At 41.4% G+C, this 20,872-nt stretch carries 19 protein-coding genes; 12 read left to right on the top strand and 7 right to left on the bottom strand.

Going from position 1 to position 20,872, the window contains the following annotated elements; translation table 11 throughout:
* The first annotated feature begins 182 nt into the window (after nt 1–182).
* The gene (locus LEP1GSC192_RS07770; protein WP_036089362.1) at nt 183–2,228 is read left to right on the top strand and encodes a sigma-54-dependent Fis family transcriptional regulator; all 2,046 of its coding nucleotides are present in this window, start codon (nt 183–185) and stop codon (nt 2,226–2,228) included.
* Here LEP1GSC192_RS07770 and LEP1GSC192_RS07765 read toward each other — a convergent pair.
* Together LEP1GSC192_RS07765 and LEP1GSC192_RS07760 are read right to left on the bottom strand one after the other, a co-directional pair.
* Nucleotides 2,225–2,623, bottom strand: a complete 399-nt coding sequence (locus LEP1GSC192_RS07765; protein ID WP_020769281.1) for an SET domain-containing protein — start codon at nt 2,621–2,623, stop codon at nt 2,225–2,227. The genes LEP1GSC192_RS07770 and LEP1GSC192_RS07765 overlap by 4 nt on opposite strands.
* Nucleotides 2,624–2,627: 4 nt before the next feature.
* Nucleotides 2,628–4,502, bottom strand: coding sequence for an ABC transporter ATP-binding protein (locus LEP1GSC192_RS07760; protein WP_020769191.1), 1,875 nt, complete (start codon nt 4,500–4,502; stop codon nt 2,628–2,630).
* A 278-nt stretch (nt 4,503–4,780) separates the two neighbouring features.
* Between LEP1GSC192_RS07760 and LEP1GSC192_RS07755 the strand changes: the two genes are divergently transcribed.
* The 6 genes from LEP1GSC192_RS07755 to LEP1GSC192_RS07730 all read left to right on the top strand — a co-directional run bounded on the left by LEP1GSC192_RS07755 (nt 4,781) and on the right by LEP1GSC192_RS07730 (nt 11,972).
* Nucleotides 4,781–5,392 carry an ACT domain-containing protein gene (locus LEP1GSC192_RS07755; protein ID WP_020769360.1) on the top strand — a complete coding sequence of 204 codons (612 nt, stop codon included), beginning with the start codon at nt 4,781–4,783 and terminating at the stop codon, nt 5,390–5,392.
* A gap of 123 nt (nt 5,393–5,515) precedes the next feature.
* Complete coding sequence (locus tag LEP1GSC192_RS07750) at nt 5,516–7,009, top strand: HD-GYP domain-containing protein (protein ID WP_020769246.1); 1,494 nt, start codon at nt 5,516–5,518, stop codon at nt 7,007–7,009.
* Nucleotides 7,010–7,153: 144 nt separating this feature from the next.
* A complete protein-coding gene (locus LEP1GSC192_RS07745; protein ID WP_020769100.1) occupies nt 7,154–8,641 on the top strand; it encodes a hypothetical protein in 1,488 nt (495 codons plus the stop codon).
* Nucleotides 8,642–8,713: 72 nt separating this feature from the next.
* The gene (gene aroC, locus LEP1GSC192_RS07740) at nt 8,714–9,859 is read left to right on the top strand and encodes a chorismate synthase (protein WP_020769008.1); all 1,146 of its coding nucleotides are present in this window, start codon (nt 8,714–8,716) and stop codon (nt 9,857–9,859) included.
* Between the two features lie 144 nt (nt 9,860–10,003).
* Nucleotides 10,004–11,458, top strand: coding sequence for a 2Fe-2S iron-sulfur cluster-binding protein (locus LEP1GSC192_RS07735; protein WP_036089270.1), 1,455 nt, complete (start codon nt 10,004–10,006; stop codon nt 11,456–11,458).
* Nucleotides 11,445–11,972: an NADH-quinone oxidoreductase subunit I gene (locus LEP1GSC192_RS07730; protein ID WP_020769397.1), complete on the top strand. Its 528-nt coding sequence runs from the start codon at nt 11,445–11,447 to the stop codon at nt 11,970–11,972. Before LEP1GSC192_RS07735 ends, LEP1GSC192_RS07730 begins: the two co-directional genes overlap by 14 nt.
* Before the next feature lie 98 nt (nt 11,973–12,070).
* Here LEP1GSC192_RS07730 and LEP1GSC192_RS07725 read toward each other — a convergent pair whose 3' ends face one another.
* The gene (locus LEP1GSC192_RS07725) at nt 12,071–12,370 is read right to left on the bottom strand and encodes a DUF433 domain-containing protein (protein ID WP_020769022.1); all 300 of its coding nucleotides are present in this window, start codon (nt 12,368–12,370) and stop codon (nt 12,071–12,073) included.
* A gap of 351 nt (nt 12,371–12,721) precedes the next feature.
* Here LEP1GSC192_RS07725 and LEP1GSC192_RS07715 point away from each other — a divergent pair, with 351 nt between their 5' ends.
* The 4 genes from LEP1GSC192_RS07715 (at nt 12,722) to LEP1GSC192_RS07700 (ending at nt 17,171) form a co-directional block, all read left to right on the top strand.
* Nucleotides 12,722–13,123: a hypothetical protein gene (locus LEP1GSC192_RS07715; protein WP_020769299.1), complete on the top strand. Its 402-nt coding sequence runs from the start codon at nt 12,722–12,724 to the stop codon at nt 13,121–13,123.
* Between the two features lie 210 nt (nt 13,124–13,333).
* Complete coding sequence (locus LEP1GSC192_RS07710; RefSeq protein ID WP_232420984.1) at nt 13,334–15,139, top strand: RICIN domain-containing protein; 1,806 nt, start codon at nt 13,334–13,336, stop codon at nt 15,137–15,139.
* Nucleotides 15,140–15,280: 141 nt separating this feature from the next.
* A complete protein-coding gene (locus LEP1GSC192_RS07705; protein ID WP_036089357.1) occupies nt 15,281–15,811 on the top strand; it encodes an RNA polymerase sigma factor in 531 nt (176 codons plus the stop codon).
* 1 nt (nt 15,812) lies between these two features.
* Nucleotides 15,813–17,171, top strand: a complete 1,359-nt coding sequence (locus tag LEP1GSC192_RS07700) for a FecR domain-containing protein (protein WP_020769064.1) — start codon at nt 15,813–15,815, stop codon at nt 17,169–17,171.
* Nucleotides 17,172–17,226: 55 nt separating this feature from the next.
* Here LEP1GSC192_RS07700 and LEP1GSC192_RS07695 read toward each other — a convergent pair whose 3' ends face one another.
* Complete coding sequence (locus LEP1GSC192_RS07695) at nt 17,227–17,916, bottom strand: TIGR02206 family membrane protein (protein WP_020769293.1); 690 nt, start codon at nt 17,914–17,916, stop codon at nt 17,227–17,229.
* Between the two features lie 45 nt (nt 17,917–17,961).
* Nucleotides 17,962–18,786, bottom strand: coding sequence for a thioesterase family protein (locus LEP1GSC192_RS07690; protein WP_020769214.1), 825 nt, complete (start codon nt 18,784–18,786; stop codon nt 17,962–17,964).
* Nucleotides 18,787–18,886: 100 nt separating this feature from the next.
* Here LEP1GSC192_RS07690 and LEP1GSC192_RS07685 point away from each other — a divergent pair, with 100 nt between their 5' ends.
* Nucleotides 18,887–19,483 carry a TetR/AcrR family transcriptional regulator gene (locus LEP1GSC192_RS07685; protein ID WP_020769033.1) on the top strand — a complete coding sequence of 199 codons (597 nt, stop codon included), beginning with the start codon at nt 18,887–18,889 and terminating at the stop codon, nt 19,481–19,483.
* A gap of 20 nt (nt 19,484–19,503) precedes the next feature.
* Here LEP1GSC192_RS07685 and LEP1GSC192_RS07680 read toward each other — a convergent pair whose 3' ends face one another.
* Together LEP1GSC192_RS07680 and LEP1GSC192_RS07675 are read right to left on the bottom strand one after the other, a co-directional pair.
* Complete coding sequence (locus LEP1GSC192_RS07680) at nt 19,504–20,100, bottom strand: hypothetical protein (protein WP_020769364.1); 597 nt, start codon at nt 20,098–20,100, stop codon at nt 19,504–19,506.
* 138 nt (nt 20,101–20,238) lie between these two features.
* Nucleotides 20,239–20,799 (bottom strand): DNA-3-methyladenine glycosylase I, encoded by a 561-nt coding sequence (locus tag LEP1GSC192_RS07675; RefSeq protein ID WP_020769236.1) that lies wholly within the window; start codon nt 20,797–20,799, stop codon nt 20,239–20,241.
* Nucleotides 20,800–20,872: the final 73 nt, after the last annotated feature.

Genomic DNA, 20,872 nt, shown 5'->3' with positions numbered 1-20,872 from the left:
ATTTGCCGGGTTTAAATCGATTCTGATACAAAATTTGCGCTCCTTCCTCGAAACGAAGCGACTTGCTTGGATTTTAAGTTTTTTCCTTGACCGGAAAATCATCAATCAGCACCTTTTTTGAGCAGATGTCCGGTTACGTAAAACCCAGCCCACTCCGCCATATACAAGAAGTGGCAACCGCTATGAATTCGACTTTGGATCCGGACCGCCTTCTGGATTTGATTTTGGAAAGATGTATCCAAATTTGTGAAGTCGGTTCCGGTTCCCTCATGCTGATCAGCAGAGTTGACGAAGTCTTGGATATTGTTACATTCCGTGGGATGAACCCTTCCGTTCGGACAAAAGTTAAACTCCGTGTGGGAGAAGGAATTACCGGTATCGTTGCCGCTTCCGGCGAAGGGATGATCGTAAACGACGTTACCCAGAATCCACATTACATTTCCATTAAGGATGATATTCTTTCGGAGCTTGCAGTTCCGATGATCGTGGAAGACGAAGTCATCGGAGTTATCTCTCTTGATTCAAGCAGAAAACAAGCATTCAGCGATGAACACCTAGAACTCGTTTCCACTCTCGCTAATATGGCGGCTCAGATCTTTAAAAACCTCCAGACTTTCAGACAGTTGGAACAAAAAAATAAGATCCAACAGGTACTTATAGATATTTCTAGGACCGTAACTTCTACGTTAGTGCTGCAGGAAATTTTTGACGATGTGATGGATAGGTTGGATAAATCTCTGAACCTGGAAAGAGGATCCATCGTTCTTTTCGAATCAGATAAGAATATCCTGAAACTTATCGCTGCTTCCGGACTTACTGCAGAGGAAATGGAGAAGGGTGTATATCTTCCCGGAGAAGGTGTTACCGGAAAAGTTTACGAATCCGGAGAAGCAGTCATAGTGGAATCCATCGTAAGCGATGATAAATTCTTGGATAGACTCGGGAATGCCAGTCATTTTAAGAATAACCCGGAGAACGTTAGTTTTCTTGCAGCACCTATCAAGTCCGACACTGATGTATTGGGTGTAGTCAGCGTTTTCTTTGTTCATAAAAAATACGTGGATTTAAAAACGTATTTGGACTTCCTGCAAGTAGTCGCATCCATAATTTACCAAGCGATCCGTATCCAAAAACTGATCGATGAAGAAAAACGCGAGATCTCTAGGGAGAACATTCTATTAAAACGAGAACTTAAGAATAAATACAAGTTCGGTTCATTGATCGGAAAATCCAAATCGATGGAAAAACTTTTCGAGATGATCCAACTTGTTTCGGATTCTCGTGCTTCGGTATTGATCACAGGGGAATCCGGGACCGGAAAAGAGATGATCGCATCCGCGATCCATTACAATTCTTCCAGAGGTGATAAACCTTTTATCAAGATCAACTGTGCCGCTATTCCTGAGAATCTTTTGGAGTCCGAATTATTCGGTCATAAAAAAGGATCCTTTACAGGTGCAGTCGCCGACAAAAAAGGAAAGTTCGAGATGGCCGACACTGGGACCATCTTCTTGGATGAGATCGGAGAAATGGATCTGAATCTTCAGTCCAAACTTTTAAGGGTTCTTCAGGAAAAAGAAATAGAAGCGGTCGGTTCTGTTAAACCGAAGAAGATCGACGTAAGGATCATAGCGGCGACTAACGCGAACCTGGAAGATCTAATCTCTCAAAAATTGTTTAGAGCTGATTTATATTATCGCTTAAATGTGGTTAATATGTTGACTCCTCCTCTTCGCGAAAGACCGGAAGATATTCCTCTTTTGATCAATCACTTCATCACTAAGTATACTTCGGAGAATATTAAGAAGATCAAAGGGATCACTAGGGAAGCGCATAAACTTCTGATGAATTATAGCTGGCCCGGTAACGTTCGAGAATTAGAAAACGTAATCGAAAGAGCGGTGGTTCTCTCTCAATCTGAAATGTTGGATATACAAGATTTCTCCGAGATCAGCGGTCGTATCCTTTACGGGGACGAAGGCGAAGAAGTGGAAGTTGGTATGGATCCGGAAGCTTCTTCCGAAGTGGCAAGTTCCAAGTTCTCCCCGGCTCATTTAGATGCGTTAGACGGGCGGGCAATGGAAGTTGTAGTGGGAGAAGTAGAGGCAAGACTGATCAAGTATGCCATGAAGAAATTCAAATATACCAAGACCAGGGTTGCCAAGTTTTTAGGCATCAACAGAAACACCTTGGATAAGAAGATCAAAGATCTTAAGATAGATTACTAAGAAGGAAGTTTATCCTTCCAGTTCTGATCGAATTGTTTATAATTGCAGGTCAGCTCTTCGTCCTTTAGGATCTTGCGAACGGCTCTATCCCTCCCTAGAGGGTTGCTTTCTCCTTGGACCCCGCTTTTATCTTCCAAGGTGTTTGCTTGATCACTATGATTCATAAAGCGGGAATTATCCACGCAAAAATACCACTGCCCTTCAAACAAATAAGAATATGTATGGATCATATTTCGGAGCCTTTGTGGAAGAGCTTGGACTTCCTCCTCCGTAAGGGTCCAAACGGTTTTAGGATGGAACTCCCACACGAGTTCCCCTTCTTCTATATCTCTGCCTGCAAAAACACCAAGGCCCCCGATAGAAGACTCGGCAACGTAAGTCGGCACTTTCAGCATATTTCTATAATCCGATTGCGGCCGCGGAAAGTGAATCATTTTCCGGAGAAGGATACGGTTCCAAACTTCCATTTTTCAAGACTACTACTTGGTCTGCGGCATGTAGACCGGTCAGTCTGTGGGTTACGGAAACGATTGTTCTTCCTTCTCTCAATTTTTGGAGAGTTTTCAAGATTCTCGCTTCCGTGATCGGATCCAAAGCGGAAGTCGCTTCGTCCAAAAGAAGAATTTGAGGATTTCTCACTAATGCTCTCGCTAAGGCGATCCTTTGTTTTTCTCCGCCTGAAAGTTTAGAACCCTTATCTCCCGCGATCGTTTCATATCCATCAGGAAGAGCGGAAATGAATTCATGGATCTCGGCCAGTTTTGCAGCTTCGATTGCCTCTTCCGGGGTCGCATCCGGGCGTCCCATACGTATGTTTTCCAGAATACTCGTATGGAATAAGAAAGTATCTTGGAAAACGATACCTATCATGGAATGAAGAGCATCTAACCGGATTTTCTCCATTGCGATACCGTCCAGGCTGACTTTTCCCTGGTTCGGCTCCATCATTCCCAATATAAATTTCAGAATTGTACTTTTTCCGGAACCACTTTGCCCGAGGATCACAGTATAAGATCCTTTTTTGATCTCTAGATTGACTCCGCTCAAGTTTTTAGTTCTACCTTTATAACGGAAATGTAAATCTTCTAGTTTAATGGAGTTGTACAGTTCGGAAGGTGCAAATGGACGTTCTCCTTCCGTTTCGAAGGTAGGCGTCCTTAGGATCTCTAGTATTCTTCTAGCCGAACCGCTTGCTTGGTTCATTGTAGGAAAATATTGGGAAACATAAAGTAGAGAATACGACAAGTTCAAGAATGGAGGAAGAAATGCCGCTAAAGCTCCCACACTCACCATCCCGTGAAATGCAAACCAAGCTCCTGAGATCAAAAGTACTGCTTGTAAAAGAAGGATCCCGCCGGATGCGGAACGTTCCAAATAAGAATTAGTCAAACCCAGTCTTAAGGAAACATGAAATAGTTTCTCACAGTTTCCTTTGAATTTTTCCCAGAAAGCTCCATCTAAGTCGTATACTCGGATCAGGTTTTGAGCCGAGATAGATTCTTCGACAGCGGTTAGGACCTTAGCTTCTTCTATCTTTCTTTCGTAACTCGCTGCGGTAGATCTAGTGGAGAAGAATACAGGCCCTAAGAAAGTGATCGGCCAGATCAAAGTAGCAATTGCACCTAACTTCCAATCCAAAGCGAATAATAACGCGGTTCCGAAGATCGCTTCCAGTAATGGAGAAAGTCCCCAAGGAATAAGCGCAAGAACGGCGTTTTCCAGAGCGGTCAGATCGGTGGAAAATCTAGAAAGAACGTCTCCAAGCCGAGTATTTGAATAAAACTCCAGATTCACTCTTTGCAAATGAATGAATAACTCTTCTCTCATGTCTCTTATTGCACGAGCGGATACCCAATTGTATAAATAATCACGGACTGTTCCTGCGGCAGTGATCAAGATCGTCCCGCCGATCAGCAAAGCGCCTGTGATATAGAGAACGGTTTCATTTTTCCCGATCAAAGCTTCGTCGATCAAAAACTTAAAAGAGAAAGGAATTGCGGAATAAACGATGATTTCGGTAAAAAGAAGGCCTAAAACGATGCCAAGTCGTACTTTATATTTTTTAAAATATCTGCCTAAACCGAGCAGAACTAGCAAAGGAGATTCGGAAGAGGGTTCGTTCCCTGCAAAGCTTGGCCCTAAAGAAGAAGAATAGGACCCTCTAGCGGCCTGACTTCCTTGCGGGATCTTAGGTCCGGCTAATTTTGTGTTAGAATTCGTCGCCTGCGTTTTTCCGAATTTAAATCCTTCGGTGAATTTCTGTTTATTTGTCATATATATATCCCCATGGATCCCCGGCGGGAGAAATGGGCGTATCGGTTAGTAAAAAAATTTCCCCGATTTCCCCAGGATATTTGAGAGGCCTTTCGGCGTATATCCGGTAGCAGCGGATTTTCTTGGAACTTCTGTCTCATTGCTGAAAAATTTTAGGAGACAGAATATTTAAAGCGAAGCTACTACTCATTTAGACTTCGAAAAACATTCCTCGAAATACGGTAGTTTTTGAGTGTTATTTTTCAGGGAATATGCAGGCTTTGTAGGAAGCGGAAACTATGATAGAATTTAACTACAAAGAAGAATACGGGGTCTATAGAGTCACTCTCAAGACTTCCGAGACCGCCCCGGGAACCCTTCATAAAATGGTGAAGGCAATGTTCTTTATGGGATTCGAGATCCTTTCCGGTGATATTCGCACGATTAAGGAAGGAGAGTCGATGATCAGTTACGATGAATTTCTTCTCAGATCTTCTGAAACGGATTCTAAAATCAAAGCCTCCAAACTCGGTATCTTAATGTCTTCCGTATTTTCCGATGATAACGCTTTGGAAGAGATGATCCAGACCTCAAGTGAAATAGATATTCGAAATACATTTTATCTAGGACAAGATTCTCAATTGGAGTTTGAAGACTTACCCGGCAATTCTGCTACAAAGTTCTACTTAGAAGCTCCGGATAGAAAAGGATTATTATACTTTGTCACCGGAGTTTTGAAGGATCTCGGGATTAATATTCTTTCCGGGGAAGTTAGAACCGACGGTAAGTCCTTAAAAGCTCAGGATACATTCATACTAACCGACTCTCGTACAGGGCTCGGTTTCTCAGGAAGTTCCATAGAAGAGCGGATTCGTAGATATATTCTGCAAAGCAGCCTAAATCAAGTTTGATCTAGCATATTTGAAACGTCCAAAGTACTAAACCGACAAAAGAGAAGTATATGGTATCGGAATGATTCGATTCATCGGATCAATTTGCCGATATTGTAATTCAGGAGTTCCTTCCGCCTAACGATGGACGCAGCCAGAGATTTACAAAAATTCGATTTTACGGAAGAAGTGATCCAACACTTCCGAGAAAATAGGATTATACCGGTCGATTTTTATAATAAGCACGGACAGATCCTTATCCATAAAAAGGATATGGCCACAGGAGACGATATCAGTCGTCTCCAAAAATTCGAAAAACAAGGGATCTATTTTCTTACTGCTGAGATTGCCAAGATCCATCCGAGTTCCGGTAGAAAAAGTTCCTTAGATCCTTCTTTCGACAAATTGATCAATCCTGAACTCACTCTGGATATGTCCCGGGGAGCAACGGACCTATTATCCGATATCAAAAAGTTTCCGCTGAACGGAGATCATGTAAAAGAGATCAATAAATCCATAAACGCAGTACTAGACGATTTTAAATCCTCTCCGAATATGGAAACCGGACTAGTCAATATCATAGAAGTGATGAAAAATGCGGGTATGCCTGTGGATTCCGAGGTTCTTACGAAAAGGACAGTGATTGCTATGGCTTTGAAAGTAAGAGCTGCAAAGGTTTTTACCAAAGCGGATATGGATCAGAAAAAAGTGGAGCAGATGAATCTGATGATGGCTTCTTATCTCGCAGACATCGGCTATACTCAGATGAAAATCCCCACTCACGCGAATCTTAAACCGGAAGAATTGGAGTATATCAAAAACCATCCCATCATCAGTTATTTGATGATCGCGAATATTCCGGAGATAGAGGATCCCGTTAAATCTGTGGTTCTAAATCACCATAGACCTCATCGCGGAGAAGGGATGAATAATAATTATCCCCAAACCAAACCTTTGGTGCAAAAACTCCAAGGTTATAGAGAAAAATATAAAGACGATTATCGTAAAAATCTTTTAGCTACCGATATTCAGAAGCAAGTAAAGTCCATTCTTACTAACGCGATCTCTTACGAAGATATCGGAGTATTATCTATTGCAGGTGAATTCGCTTCATTGACGACCCCTCAACCTTGGAGACAACCGATGGACGGCCTCAAGGCGATGAAGCTGATCTTGAATAATAGTTTTTTCGCGTATAATGAAAAAACTCTGAAAGACTTTTTTGATCATGTGGGTCTTTCTTTATGCGATAATCAACCTTTCATCAAAGTGGGAGATTACGTTATTGTCGCTTCCCAGGATTCGAATCGTAAGGTTTTCTTCGAGATCTGTATTATCAAAGAATCCCATAAAAATTCCATTCGTCCGATGCTCGAGAGGATTGGAACTATCCGACCGAAGTTTGCGAACAACGGAAAGATCAGGATCTCGGGTTTCGAAATGGGTAGCTTGAGTGTAGATAGAAGGAGGGCGATCTTCAATCTGGAGCGCAACGCTGACCCGAGAAGGATCATCTATTTAGTGGATCCGGAAATTGATCCCGAATTTTTCGATTCCTTAGATCGTAAAGTACGGGAAACGTATCCCTCTAGGACTTCTTCTGATCAGGATTCCGCCTCTAAACCATCCGTTTCTTGATCGATTGACACAATTTCGGAAATTTATTCTTGCCTACAACTAAGGCTTGATCATTTCTTTGTTACTAAACAGATATCTTACTTAAACGTTATGTACATTGGGCTTATTTTTTTGGCCCTTTGGTGATGCGTATGGATTTTTACTATGACTCAATTTCAAAGTGGTCCGATCGATCCTCTCAGACTTGAAAGATTTGAGTTTAATGCGGAAGTAATCAGACAGTTTAAAGAAAACCAATCTATTCCTGTCGATTTTTATAATAAGAACGGGCAAATCTTAATTCATCGCAAAGATAACGCTAGCGAAGCGGATATTAACAAACTACAAAAATTCGAACTACAAGGGATCTATTACCTTCTCTCCGAAAGACATAAGGTGGGGATCCAAACGGAACAACCGGACACGGTAAACGGTAAAAAAGTCTCTTATATCAAATTAGTGAATCCTGATCTTACCTTGCAGATGGCAAGACAGGCCTCCGATCTTCTCAAGGAATTGAGAGACTATCCGTTAAACGGTAATCATGTGAAGAATGTCGCGAAGGCGATCGATGTGATCCTAGATGATTTTGCAAATAGCCAGGATGTTGAGCTGGGTCTAGTCAACGTAATCGAAGTAATGAAATCCGCAGGAGTTGAAACGGATTCCGAAGTCCTGACCAAAAGAACTGTTATCTCAATGGCGATGAAGCTAAGGAGTTTAAAAGCGATCTCGGTTAAAGACAGCGAAAATTCCAAAGCACAACAATTGAACTTGATGATGGCGGCTTATATGGTCGATATAGGCAAGGTCAGAATGAAACTTCCGGACCACGGGAATCTAAGTACGGAAGAATTTGAATACGTTAAAAATCATCCGATTGTCAGCTATTTGATGATCGGGAATCTAGCTTCTATCCAAAGTCCGGTAAAAACCGCAGTATTGAATAGCCATAGGCCATACAGAGGAGAAGGATTGAACAATAACTATCCTTCTACTGCATTTTTAGTGAAAAGACTGGGGGAATATTGCGAAAAATATAAGAACGATCTTTCTAGAAGTGTGCTTGTGGAAGATATGCAAAGGCAATTGTATATTCTACAAAGTAATTCGTATAGCGAAGACGATCCTGCGATTATTTCCATTGCAGGGGAGTTTGCCTCTCTTAGCACCGCTCAGAATTGGAGGCCGGCATATTCTCCTATCACTGCCATGAAGTTGATCTTGAATAACAGCTTTTTCTCATATAATGAAAGAGTAGTTAAGGAATTTTTCGATTTTATGGCTTTGAGTTTATGTGAGAACAAAAGTGTTCTAAATGTGGGAGACTATGTGATCGTAGTTTCCACGGACTCTCAGCACAAGATCCACTTCGAGACATGTGTTATTCGGGAAATTAACAAAAACCAAACCCGTCCCCTCCTAGAAAGAGTCGGGACTATACGGCCTGTTTTCTCGAATAAAGGAAAGTTAAAGATCGTGGGTTACGATCGTAAAACGTTCCGCCCGGATATAAGAAAGGCGGTTTTCAATCTCTCCAATGCAGTGGATCCTAGAAGGGTAATTTACGCGATTGATCCGGAATTGGATCCTCCTTTGTTCGATCTGATAGATAAAAGTTATCGCAAAACGGCTCCGAAATCTGTCGCGTAAACGATCCGCTTTTCCTCTCCACTTTGGAATCCTACTTTCTTCCGTTGGTGGTCTCCTGTTTTCTGGTACTGTATGCCTTCCAGTTGGGGTAAAATATTCAAAGTCAGTACGTTCGGAGAATCTCACGGCGAAGCGGTGGGAGTTGTTGTCGAAGGAGTTCCCGCAGGAATTCCGATCCGATTGGACGAGATCCAAAAGGATTTAAACAGGAGAAGACCCGGACAGAGTAAACTCACCACTCCTAGGGACGAATCAGACACGGTTCGAGTTCTTTCGGGGGTTTTTGAAGGGAAAACGATCGGAAGTCCGATCGCATTGATCGTAAACAACCAGAACACGATCTCCAAAGATTACGAAAATTTAAGAGAAACGTTCCGCCCTTCCCATGCAGATTATACTTACCAAACCAAGTACGGATTCCGCGCTCACGTAGGGGGAGGAAGATCCTCTGTTCGAGAAACGATCGCAAGAGTCGCTGCAGGTGCGATTGCCAGAATGATCTTAGAGGACGATCTAGGAGTGAAAACGGTCGCATGGGTGGATACGATCGGGACCATCTCTTCCGAAATTGCAGAAAACAAATATCCCCAAACTAGAGAAGAAGTTGATATAAACGAGGTCCGTTGTCCTGACACTCAGGCTGCGGATAAAATGCGTGCCCTTATTCTACAAATGAAAGAAGCAGGAGACAGCGTGGGTGGGATCATCCGTTCTGCTTCTTATAATCTCCCGCCAGGTCTTGGAGATCCGGTGTACGACAAATTGGATGGAGACATAGCGAAGGCCATTCTCTCTATTCCAGCGTGTAAAGGTTTTGAAGTAGGCTCCGGATTTTCCGGTACTCTTCTAACCGGAAGTACTCATAACGACGAGTTTTACGTGGAAGAAGGAAGCGGAAGAGTCCGCACTCGCACAAATAATTCCGGAGGACTCCAAGGAGGGATCTCTAACGGAGAAACTTTGGTGGTCCGCGCCGCGTTTAAACCTACTTCCACTATTTTCAAAAAACAAAATACTGTAAATATCGAAGGAAAAGAAACCACACTGGAGGCGAAAGGCAGACACGATCCGTGTGTTCTTCCGAGAGCGGTTCCAATTGTGGAAGCGGCCATAAACCTGGTTCTAGTAGACGCCTACCTTTACCAAAGAGCGATGAATCCGCAGTGGTTCCAAAAATGGGCCAAAATTCCGGATTATTACAGAGATTTAAAACTCTGAATTCGTCTCTTTAGTCTGCAACGGACTTCCAGGATCTGAGACAGGCTCTCACCTCTATGCGATCTAGAAACGGGTTGCCAACTTAGAATAGTACGTTTCAATTGAGATTTGGCGCCTGGCTTGTTTAGAAAAACGGAGGTTCGAGTGGTCAAGATAAAGATAGACGGGATCGAATACGAGGTCGACGAGAAAAAAAATCTAATATCCGCCGCTAAAGATGTAGGAGTGGATATACCGTTTTTCTGTTATCATCCTAAATTATCCGTAGTCGGCATGTGCCGCATGTGTCTCATCGAGATAGAAGGGATTCCACGTTTACAAGTAGCTTGCAATACTAAGGTAACCGAAGGACTTTCCATCGTCACAAAAAGTGATAGAGTGAAAGAAGCGAGAGAAGGCACGATGGAGTTCTTACTCGCAAACCACCCTTTGGATTGTCCAGTCTGTGATAAAGCCGGAGAGTGTCAGCTCCAAGACAATTCCTTCAAAGAAGGGAAGGGAAATTCCAGATTCACATTTGAAAAAAGGAATATTCCTCAGGAAGAGATCGGTTCTAATCTGATCATCAACCACAATCGTTGTATCGTATGCTATCGTTGCGTTCGTTTCGAAGAAGAAATGGTTGGTGAATCCAACCTTGGACTCTTCGAAAGGGGATATCATTCCATCATAGGACTGGCAAAAGAAGAACCGATCAACCATAATTACCAGGGTGCGCTTGCTGATATCTGCCCTGTTGGTGCATTATTAAATCATAAAACATTATTCAAATCCAGGGTTTGGTGGTATAAATCGGAAGAATCCGTTTGTCCCGGCTGTAGCACCGGTTGTAAAACTTATACAAACGTTCGGGATAATAAAATGTTCCGCTATATGCCTCGAATAGACGAGGAAAAGGATCAGTATTTCCTTTGTGATAAAGGAAGATTCAATGTCGACTGGTTGAATACAAACAGACTTTTCTCCTTCTATAAGAATGGAGAAGCAAGTGTTAGCTCTACTGTCCTCGATGAGATTTCCGAAAAAATCTCTGGATCCAAAAAGATCGCAGTGGTCGGCGGGGCTCACGAATCGGATCAGAACTTAAAAGCTATCAAAGAATCCTTATCTAGGCTTGGAGTTGCATTCGTAACCGAGGCTAGAATAAGTTCCGAACAATACAAAGAGCCTGAACAAGTGGATTTCTTATACACTACGGATCAAAGACCGAACACAAAAGGTGCAGTAGATGCAGGATTCGTTTCTGTTGAAGGAATCGATTCCATTCGTTCTTCTGCTGCAAAAGGTGAATTCGATCTGATCTTCGTGATTAAGGAAAAAGTTTCCGAGATCTTGGCTGGCGTGCCTTCCGAATCTATTGTAGTCTTAGAAACGAACCTTACGCAGGACGTAGCTAAGGCAAAATATTCAGTACCGATCAAAGCATATTCGGAACAAAGCGGAAGTTTTACGAATAAAAAAGGATGGATCCAGAACTTTAGTAAATCAATGGAAGCCCCAAAAGGTTTATCAAGCTCTGCGGAAATTTTTTCAATATTGGAAAAGAAAACATTAGAATTACGTTCTAACCCTAGAGAGGCAGCCGTTGGGAACCGTTAATGTAATTAATGTAGCGGCAAAACATAAGCCGGCTTGGTACCAAAGATTATATTCCTATTCCATAGCGAATGGATTATGGATCACGTTAAAACATTTTATCAAAGCCGCTTTTTTGAAAGGAGCAGTCACATTAGAATTCCCCGAAAAGAAAAGAAAGTTCTCTTCTCGTTTCCGCGGAATGCATACTATGAAACGAGACGAGTTGGGTAGAGAAAGATGTACCAGCTGTTTCTGCTGTATGTGGATTTGCCCTGCAGACGCGATCAAAATAGAAGCAGGACATGTTACTCCTGAGATCCAACATCTTCATCCGGAAGATAAGTTTGCTAAAAAATTCGAAATAGATTTATTGCGTTGTATATTCTGTGGGATGTGCGAAGAGGCCTGTCCTAAAGGTGCGATCTATTTGGATGGTCCTGCGGAGATGGCCGCGGACAATAGAGAAGATCTGATTTTAACTAAGGAAAGAATGATGCAAAAAGTCGGAGGACCAATCTTAGGAGAAAGGCTCTAACCCTCCGGCTTTTCCTGTTTATAGCTCGCTTTGCGAGCTTCAGGAAGTGTAACGACTATAGCTCGCTTTGCGAGCTTCAGGAGCTTAGAACAAGGCTCTTATGAAACTCTTCGATTAGAATTTCGTAATTCCGACGAGTCAAATTCTCTTGGTAGTTCCCGATTTGCTTTATCCAATATCGGTGAATGTAATCTTTTCGAAGCGTATTCCAAACAAGCTTCAATATCCAAAACCCTAATATTCGGATATTCGTTCAGAATTTCACGGTATCCGAAGCCTAAGAAAATCATATCTAATATTTCTAAAACTCGGATCGAGGTCCCCCGGATCACGGGTTTACCTCCGCAGATGGAAGGATGGGATACGATCCGATCTATAGTTTCTGTATTTGTTTCCATTCTAATTTTACAACAAGGCTCCCAGCCAAATTTTGAATCTTTAATTCTTTAGTCTGAAATTTTTCCGAGGAAAGAAATAATCCGTATGATTTAGGGAATAAACAACTTTCAAAAAAATCCTTAAAGTAATAAAAAGAATAAAATATAAATAAAAGTAACAAAAGTACTCATAGGATAAAAAATTCAGCTTAAAACAAGCCAAGTCAATCCAAGGAAGAAGAATTCGATTCGAAGCTGAGCAGCTTCACAGATCCTATTCTATTATAGACGTTTTTAAACGTTCGAAATATGGAAAACGGCTCCATCGAATCAATTTACACTAAAATCGGCGACGTCTTCAGATATTGCCGGATGGAGAAGGGACTCTCTTTAAAGGAACTTGCCGACACTCTCAAAAAGGAATATGGCGTTCCATTCAATCCGAACCTTTTAGGAAAAATAGAAAGAGGAGAGTCGAGATTACTTACTCATGATTTTATCAATCTTTGTTTATTCTTTCGCTTGGAGCTAAAAGCGTTTTTAGATAAAGATAAGAAAAGCTCGCACGAAACTGCGCTAGGTGATCTAACCGAAGATCCGGCAATTCGTAGGATCTTGATTTTTATAAGCGAGAATAGAGGTTCCAAAGGATTCGTCACATTCTTAGAAGAATTCATAAAATTTATGGGACCACAATTGATCAGAATGAGCAAAGATCAGGATCCTAAAAACCTAAAGGCAGCTTCACCAAAGAAGAAGGGCCGTAAGTCTTAATTCTCATCCCCTTAGTAACCCTATCTTCCTTCTCAGTTAAATATAGAACGAACTTTATTCATTAAAATCGAACAAGCTTTCGAAATAAAAATTTTATTTATTTCAGAAATTATATTATCTAGTTTCGAAAATAAGTGAGAATTAAGGTGCCTATACTATCCTATCGTTTAAATACATAAACCTCCACATTAAAACTAAAGAGGGATCTTAATGAAGAGAATCATCATCCGGGGTGTATATACTCTGGTAATCATCGGGCTTATCAGCGGGTCATTTGTGGCTTGTAGCGATAAGTCCTCGTCGAACGGAGCGGAGTTAGGAGTGCTTTCTAGCCTTCTTCCTTCTAAAAGCGGAAATGGATCTAAGTTATTTAGCGCAGCAGCCAGCACTTATTTTCATAATGAGATTTTTCCTCCCCATTGGTTGAATTGGACCACCGATGGTGCGAATCCGATCGAAACAGGGCCAACGTTTTTAACCCGCGGTTTACGATGCAGCGGTCGTTATTGCGATGATATAAATCTTCTAGCAAGCGAATCCGGATATACTCACACCAATAGCTGGTGGACAGATTGGTTTTCGGAAGAAGGTACAAACTATCGTGTTTGTGATAATAACGCGTTTGTTACCGGGATCAAATGTTCCGGAAGTTATTGCGATAACGTTTCCTTGAAATGTTCTCAATTGAACAATAATGGAGTAAGGAATAATTGTTATTGGACTTCCGGCATCTCTGAGGAGGACGGCGGGAAATTCGTAGCTCCTGAATCCATGTATATCGCTGGCGCAAGCTGTAATGGTCGTTATTGCGACAATATGAGCTTATATCTTTGCCAAGCCGATAACGGTGGACCAAGTGTCGACTACGACGCGTTGGCACAACAATTTGCTCCGCGTTTGAGATTCGATCAAGAGACTACTACAGGTTCGGGAGATTCTGGTAAATGTTTCACTAGCGATCCTCAGACCTATTACACTCAGAGAGCTGCCGGGGTTCCCGCTCAAAATCTTTGTAATAAGGATTATTCCACTATTGCAAACAACCAAGTACCTATTTTCTACGAAGCTTCTCCTGTCGGAACAAATGCAGTTCTTCTTAGATACTGGTTCTTCTATGCTTGGCAAAGTACTTGTTTCCTAAGCTTCGGAAGTCACGCCGCTGACTGGGAAGGAATGAGTGTACTCGTAGTAAACGGACAAATGAAACGAGTTGCTTGGTCTCAACACTCCGGATGGTATTCCAAAGAAATCGGGAACTTTGAAGTTGTGAACGGTACTCATCCTGTCGGTTATGTTGGTAAGAATGCGCACGGATCTTTCCATGATGACGGTGGATCAGGCGGTTGTTTATACTTCGAAGATTTCAGAAATCCGGGGAGCAACGATTATCACCAGGATACTTGGAACAATTTAGTTAAATTGAGAAGAGGCGGAGATGCTCCTAGCTGGATGAATTGTGAAGGATCGGCTTGTTTCGACGGGATCGGTCATCCGATGGAAAGAGGGGACTGGCGTTCCCGTGCGGGTTGCGGATCCGATGGATGTGATAAGTCTTCCGTGGGAGGAAATATTCCTTTCGTAAACGATCCGACCGGTTCGGATTATTCTGCGATTTCCGCAAAACATAGCGGCAAAGTATTGGATGTTTCCGGTGTGAGCACTTCCGACAACACCAATATCTGGCAATGGACGAACGTAAATCAGGATAACCAAAAATGGTTACTTGAATCTACTGGAGATGGATACTTCAAGTTTATCGCAAAACATAGCGGCAAATGTATGGATGTGAAGGGAGGATCGACTGCGGCAGGAATGAATGTAATCCAATATTCTTGCGGTAGCGGAAACAACCAAAGATTCCAATTGCTCTCTTACGGAGATGGATTCTTTGCTCTTCAGGCAAAACATAGCAGCCAGTGTTGGGACATCGCCGGCGGAGCGACTGGGGATGGAGGTCTCCTGATCCAATGGCCATGTGCTTGGACGGATAACGAAAAGTTCCAGTTCTTACGCTAAAATTACCTGCGGGAAACCGCTGTGTTCTGTAAAAAGAGTAGGGCTCTCGATTTTCGGGGGCCTTATTTTTTTCGCTTCCGCAGAATCGGAATATCCCAAAAATTAGCAGAAATCCTTTTTTTCGGTCCTACTGAACAAAAAATGCAAGGTCTTTCCCAACAGGAATTTATCACTCTTTACGAGTCCTGCAAGAATACTGTGTACCATTTCCTGCTAAAACTCTCAGGAAATCCCGAAATTGCCGAAGATTTGACTCAAGAGACATTTTTGAAGGCCTTCGAGGTCATGGATAGATTCGATCCAGAGAGAGGTAGTTTCTCCTCTTGGTCTTGTACCATCGCTAAAAACCTCTATTTTAAACATTTCAATCGTACAAAGAAGGAGACGGGGAACGTCTCAATTAATGTAGAGAATTTTCCGGAACTCTCAGGGGGGAACCATGAGGATCCTCTTGAATTGGAGAAAAATTCTTTAAATTTAGCATTAAAAGATGGGGTTTCGCGTCTTCCTGAGCCTGAGAAGAGTATAATATTACTGAAGGAAATCCAAAAGAAAACTCTCAAGGAAACTGCGGATACTCTCGGAATATCGGAGAGAACCGTTAGTCGTCGTTTGCTTAGTGCGTTCAGATTATTAAGAACACATCTTGAAGCGGAAGGGATCGGACTATAAGATGGCATTAGATACTCAACAGTCAAATAGTTTCGAAGACCTACTAGAGTCATATCTTTCCGGCGAGCTGGATGCTGCAGGGAAAAAACAACTTTTGGAGATCGTATTAAAGGACCCTGAAAGAGCGGTGGAATACCGAAGACTTACCCAGATCCAATCCCAACTCAGAACTCCTAGCGCTTCCCAGGAGTTAAAAAACATTTCTCCTCAAACTTCCTCTAAAACAGTTCTCCCTTTCCCTAAACCTAGGATCTATCTCGCAGCGGCAGCTTTGGTATTTGCAAGTTTTGGAATATACTTCTATCAGAGTTCCCGGATCAAAAAGGGCGAAGCTACTTTGGATAAGTTCACTTATTCTTACGGCGATTGTTCTATCGAAGGTAAAACTTCCCAAGCAGGCGAAGATGTCTCCGGAAAACGGATCGTATCCGGAAAATCTTCCGTTTGTGATGTTCAGTTAGAAGGTAAAAGGAGTGTGACTCTTAGAGCCCTACCTGACACGGACTTCACTGCGGAACGTCAGGAAAATGCTATTCATGTATCCCTTGGATACGGAACAATTCTTATGGACAGCCAAGGCCCGAAAGATTCGGAAAATATTTCTATTGGTTCTGATGACTTTAGATTGGTCTTAGAAGGAACAAAAGTCTCTATCAACAAAGGACGTACTGATTCTTCTTTATCCGTAAAAGTATTAGAAGGAAAAGCGAGATTAGAGTCCGGAGGAGCCATTTTCTGGGAATCGGTCTCAAGTTGGTTGACGAAAGAAGAAATTGCGCTACTTGAAAAAGAATATCCGATCTTATTCGATAAACAACAAGTAATATTAGAATCTGGACAACAACTTGCATGGAAGGGATTCTCTCCTGCAAAAATAAAAGGCCTTAAAAAGATCGAAGACTCGATTAAGGCCGGTAAAAAATCCTTACCTAGCGCTCAGTTGGACGAAACTCTCATTAAGAGTTTGAAACCTCATGTGGATTCGCTTCCTAAGGACCCTTTCTTGATCTCTCCTAAAGAGCTTAAAAATTCCCTAAAAAAGATCCTTCCGGATGAAAAAGCGGATTTGGAAAGAAAATTTGCAAGTATGGTTCGTTTCCCTCCCAAAGATCTGAAGGAAAGAGAACAATTGATGGAGTTGGTCAAGAAGGTGGACAAGTCATCCATTACGGACATTTTAAATAGTAAAGGTCCGAGTGCTTCACATGTTATCTCCCAAGAAGTCCGTATTCTCTATCTAAAGGATGGATCGATGGAAAGAGGGATAATTTACCAGCAAGATAGCTTCTATGTAGTATTAAGACCGGATGGAAACTTGATCATTCCGGTAGACGCTGTAGAAAGAATAGAATCTGAATAGTCGTCTTGTTTTTTCGGCTGAATTGCCGATCTTTGCTGATTTACACCATTCTTGTTTAATATTTCGATTCTGCATTTTTCTTCCAGAATGGAAGATATAATATGGTGAAAAGGATCACTCCTAAAGCCTGCATCCAAAGAATATAAATAGGCCATGGACCTAAATAATCCATTAAAGAGCCTGCTGCCGATTTTTCTCTCATATATCCATAATTAGCGTCTAAAGCAAAATCTATAATCAAAGCAACAATAACGTAGATCTGCGCGTAAAGAACGGCTCGAAGAACTGCACCTTTTCTGGGGATGAGCTCCAGGCCAAATACAACATAAAGAGTGGCAATGACCAGGCCGGAATGAGCTATAAAGAATATAAAAAAGTAGATATGAGGAAATGTAACTGAAAGATCCGGAGTAATAACCCCTTGCATGGAACCTGCAATTACCCAAAAATAGGAAAGTTCCGCAAGAGTCCTGTTTCGAGTAAAAAGCGCCAGAGAGGTTACGATTGCGGACCAATTACAAAACTCCATAGGAAGATCATAACGTATCTGCCAATATCCCGAATCGATTCGATATATTACATAAACCAAATAATTTAAAAGAAGAATAGTCCCAAGTACATACCCTATCGTATTCTTAACTTTGGGAGAAGCGAACTTTTTAGAGAAGTACGGGAGTCCGAAACCGAGGAAAGCCGTGAGAAAAAGAATAATAAAATGGAGAGGGCTCCAATGTTCGAATCTCATTGAAGCTAACCTCTCTTTTTGTTAGCTATAATTCAAATCATAAATTCAATCGAAGATAGGCTTAGTTTTCACACTAAATATCATTTTCTTTTCTTCTTCAGTGAATTGGTGGGGTCTTTTTCTCTTTAGATCCATAAAGAGTCCTTGCACTAAAGAAGTAAGGATCAATTTTTTTGTCTTTTTAGAGAATACATCATGTCGAAATGCCAATCTATTCTTCTCCGCTTTTTGATACACAGTTACGATCACAAAATTTTCCGGAAAACCCATAGAGTCGAAATAGTTTAATTCGGCTTTGTAAACAACCGGACCGATCCCTTTTGCCTGTAATGCATGTAAATCCAATCCGCATTGATAAGAAGAGCGGATCCTTGCATCGTCTAGATAATACTGGATTGTTTCTAGATTTACCTTACCTTCCGGATCCATCTCCGCCCAGCCTACGCTGATCGGATGATAGAAGGCATACGGATAATCCTCTTCCGAATAAAAGACCTCTTCCGAATCGTTAAAAAGGCTCATCACAAATCTTGCCTTACATACCAATGTTGAATCGGAAGAGCGGAAAATTTCCTGTATAATCTCCGTCGATTCGGGATCGGAGTGAAGAATGTTCGTAGTCACTACTGCATCTTCCGGATATTTTAACTCTGCTTTGTATTCTATCTCGCATTGGCGGACTACTAAGCGGTCTGAACTAAGGATTGTTTCTCCTTCTTCTTTTAAAAGTTGGAATGTTTTGATCCTTGCTTCTTCAAAATAACTTTGGTAGGTACCATTATTTACATGTCCGTTTACATCTATGTCGGATTTACGGACAGGAACGGTGAAGGATGTGCTGATCTTATCTGTTTTTTCCATGAGCCTCATAAAAAGCCTCCGGTAGACAAAATGGTCTACTTCGTAAATTCCAGAATAAATTATGGTAGACAAATCAGTCTACCATAATTATAATCGGAAGAGAAAAAAGATGAGAATCCAAAAGGACTTAATTCGATCGGAAGATCCGGCCAAGGACAGGATCCTCCAGGCGGCGTTTAAATTGTTCTATTCCAAGGGTTATCCGAATACGGGAATAAACGAAATTTTAGACGAAGCGGGTGCCTTTAAGAAGAGCTTGTACATCCATTTTCCCTCAAAAAGGGATCTGGGTAAGGCTTATCTTTTGGAACAAGAAGAAGCTATATTAGGTTTTGTTAAAAAGATTGCTGCAAAAGAAAAAAGATATTCGGACTTTATCCGATCTTGGATGAAAATGTTGAGAAGAGGACTGAAAAATACGTATATTTACGGTTGTCCTTACGCAAATTTATCCAATCAAACACATGACGAACCTGAGATCTCGGATTTTGTAAAAGTCGCATTAAATCGTTGGGTCCAGGATTTCGAACTGTGTTTAAAAGGATTTACTTGGAATTCTAAAAAGTCAAAAACCGAGTCCGAGTTAAAGGAAATTTCCGAAAGTATCCTTTTTTATTATCAAGGTGCGTTACAATTATATGGAATGTCAGGCGACTTTAAACATATCCATCGACTAGAAAAAGCACTTTTATCCTTGGATAAGTAATATTATATTTTAAGAATATATTAATCCCAAATGGAATTAGCGCACTCTACCAGGTCGCCTGCGAAATAATGAGGAAATGAATAAACCAACTTTCCTGTGACCGGATTCAGATCTCTATAAGAAACTGAATCTATCCGTAAAGTATCCGATTCATCCCTGTAAATCTTAAATTTCAAATGTAGTTTGAACTTATCCTTTCCGTATTTGAAATTCGTATTGTCCTTGCATGATTTGAAACAAGTATCGAATACTTCCTCAACATTTCGATTGGCCCGAAGAGTAAGTGATTGTTCCTTACAATTGAAAGAACACTCGTCAGGATCGGAAGGTTCGTACGGAAATTCGATCAGAACTAATTTGTTTCCTTCGATTTTATAAGATCCGTGAATGACGGGAACTAGCTCTCCCGGTCTTCTGCTTCTCATAGTCGCGCCGGAAGGAGGATTTAGGATCAATTCTAACCCGCTGATCTCTAAATATAGTTTGGAATCTATTTTGGGAAAATTTTTTTCCCAGTTTAAACAAACTGTCTTACTCTCGGGCTGAGCTCCTATAAAAAAAGGAAAACTGATCGCGAAACAGAAAAGAATGGAAAATGAGAACAACTTACCTTTCATTTGCTTGGAAAGTTATTTTATAATGGGCTAGGATAGTCTACCAGCAGAAAACCTGATTTTCGGAGCCGATTAGTAAGATTCGAATTCAGCATTGGATTTTTTTGAAAGGAGGAAGGATTTCATTTTTGCATGATAGATCTATTTAGAATTCCAGGCAGGCATGGACTTTAAGGCTTTCTTATAGATCGGGCAACCCGGACCATGAGCTCCTTCTAAATAACCTGTGCTCATTAAAAATTCGTTCACTATCTCCCCACCAACGAACACGAAAGTTTTTTTGAATAGTTTGGTCCATTCTTCCAATGATTTGGGATGATGCGAATACAACCAATCATGGAAACTTCCGAATTCCTTTTGGAGACCGACAATTACGTTCGCATTATGAATGGCGGCGTTTATTTTAAGTCTGTTCCGGATGATCCCTGCATCGTTCATAAGGCGATTGAAATCTTTTTCGGAAAACTTTGAGATCTTTTTAATAGAGAAGTTTTTATAAGCCTTACGGAAGTTTTCCTTCTTTTTTAAGATCGTGGTCCAAGAAAGACCTGCCTGGTTGATCTCTAAGATTAGCCTGCCGAATAATTCATCGTCCGATCTTAGGGTAAAACCGTATTCCGTGTCGTGATAGATTTTATTTTCCGGATCTTGATCCTTTTCAAGCGAAAGAACATATTGGCAATATTTTGTAAGAGCATTCATAAAATAAGAAGAAAAGAATCTAAAGAGTTAAATCACTTCTTACAAAAGAACAGGCAAGAAATTTTTTGAATTC

The organism is Leptospira sp. B5-022 (assembly GCF_000347035.1).
Lineage (GTDB): Bacteria > Spirochaetota > Leptospiria > Leptospirales > Leptospiraceae > Leptospira_B > Leptospira_B cinconiae.
Note: the sequence above shows the minus strand (reverse complement) of the source record. Positions and strands in the feature narration are given on the sequence as shown.

What these genes read in the sequence shown, in the direction of transcription:
- LEP1GSC192_RS07770 (WP_036089362.1), top strand. Translation starts at nt 183, where the DNA reads ATGAATTCGACTTTGGATCCGGACCGCCTTCTGGATTTGATTTTGGAA.
- LEP1GSC192_RS07765 (WP_020769281.1), bottom strand. Translation starts at nt 2,623, where the DNA reads ATGCTGAAAGTGCCGACTTACGTTGCCGAGTCTTCTATCGGGGGCCTT.
- LEP1GSC192_RS07760 (WP_020769191.1), bottom strand. Translation starts at nt 4,502, where the DNA reads ATGACAAATAAACAGAAATTCACCGAAGGATTTAAATTCGGAAAAACG.
- LEP1GSC192_RS07755 (WP_020769360.1), top strand. Translation starts at nt 4,781, where the DNA reads ATGATAGAATTTAACTACAAAGAAGAATACGGGGTCTATAGAGTCACT.
- LEP1GSC192_RS07750 (WP_020769246.1), top strand. Translation starts at nt 5,516, where the DNA reads ATGGACGCAGCCAGAGATTTACAAAAATTCGATTTTACGGAAGAAGTG.
- LEP1GSC192_RS07745 (WP_020769100.1), top strand. Translation starts at nt 7,154, where the DNA reads ATGACTCAATTTCAAAGTGGTCCGATCGATCCTCTCAGACTTGAAAGA.
- aroC (WP_020769008.1), top strand. Translation starts at nt 8,714, where the DNA reads ATGCCTTCCAGTTGGGGTAAAATATTCAAAGTCAGTACGTTCGGAGAA.
- LEP1GSC192_RS07725 (WP_020769022.1), bottom strand. Translation starts at nt 12,370, where the DNA reads ATGGAAACAAATACAGAAACTATAGATCGGATCGTATCCCATCCTTCC.
- LEP1GSC192_RS07715 (WP_020769299.1), top strand. Translation starts at nt 12,722, where the DNA reads ATGGAGAAGGGACTCTCTTTAAAGGAACTTGCCGACACTCTCAAAAAG.
- LEP1GSC192_RS07710 (WP_232420984.1), top strand. Translation starts at nt 13,334, where the DNA reads ATGAAGAGAATCATCATCCGGGGTGTATATACTCTGGTAATCATCGGG.
- LEP1GSC192_RS07705 (WP_036089357.1), top strand. Translation starts at nt 15,281, where the DNA reads ATGCAAGGTCTTTCCCAACAGGAATTTATCACTCTTTACGAGTCCTGC.
- LEP1GSC192_RS07700 (WP_020769064.1), top strand. Translation starts at nt 15,813, where the DNA reads ATGGCATTAGATACTCAACAGTCAAATAGTTTCGAAGACCTACTAGAG.
- LEP1GSC192_RS07695 (WP_020769293.1), bottom strand. Translation starts at nt 17,916, where the DNA reads ATGAGATTCGAACATTGGAGCCCTCTCCATTTTATTATTCTTTTTCTC.
- LEP1GSC192_RS07690 (WP_020769214.1), bottom strand. Translation starts at nt 18,786, where the DNA reads ATGAGGCTCATGGAAAAAACAGATAAGATCAGCACATCCTTCACCGTT.
- LEP1GSC192_RS07685 (WP_020769033.1), top strand. Translation starts at nt 18,887, where the DNA reads ATGAGAATCCAAAAGGACTTAATTCGATCGGAAGATCCGGCCAAGGAC.
- LEP1GSC192_RS07680 (WP_020769364.1), bottom strand. Translation starts at nt 20,100, where the DNA reads ATGAAAGGTAAGTTGTTCTCATTTTCCATTCTTTTCTGTTTCGCGATC.
- LEP1GSC192_RS07675 (WP_020769236.1), bottom strand. Translation starts at nt 20,799, where the DNA reads ATGAATGCTCTTACAAAATATTGCCAATATGTTCTTTCGCTTGAAAAG.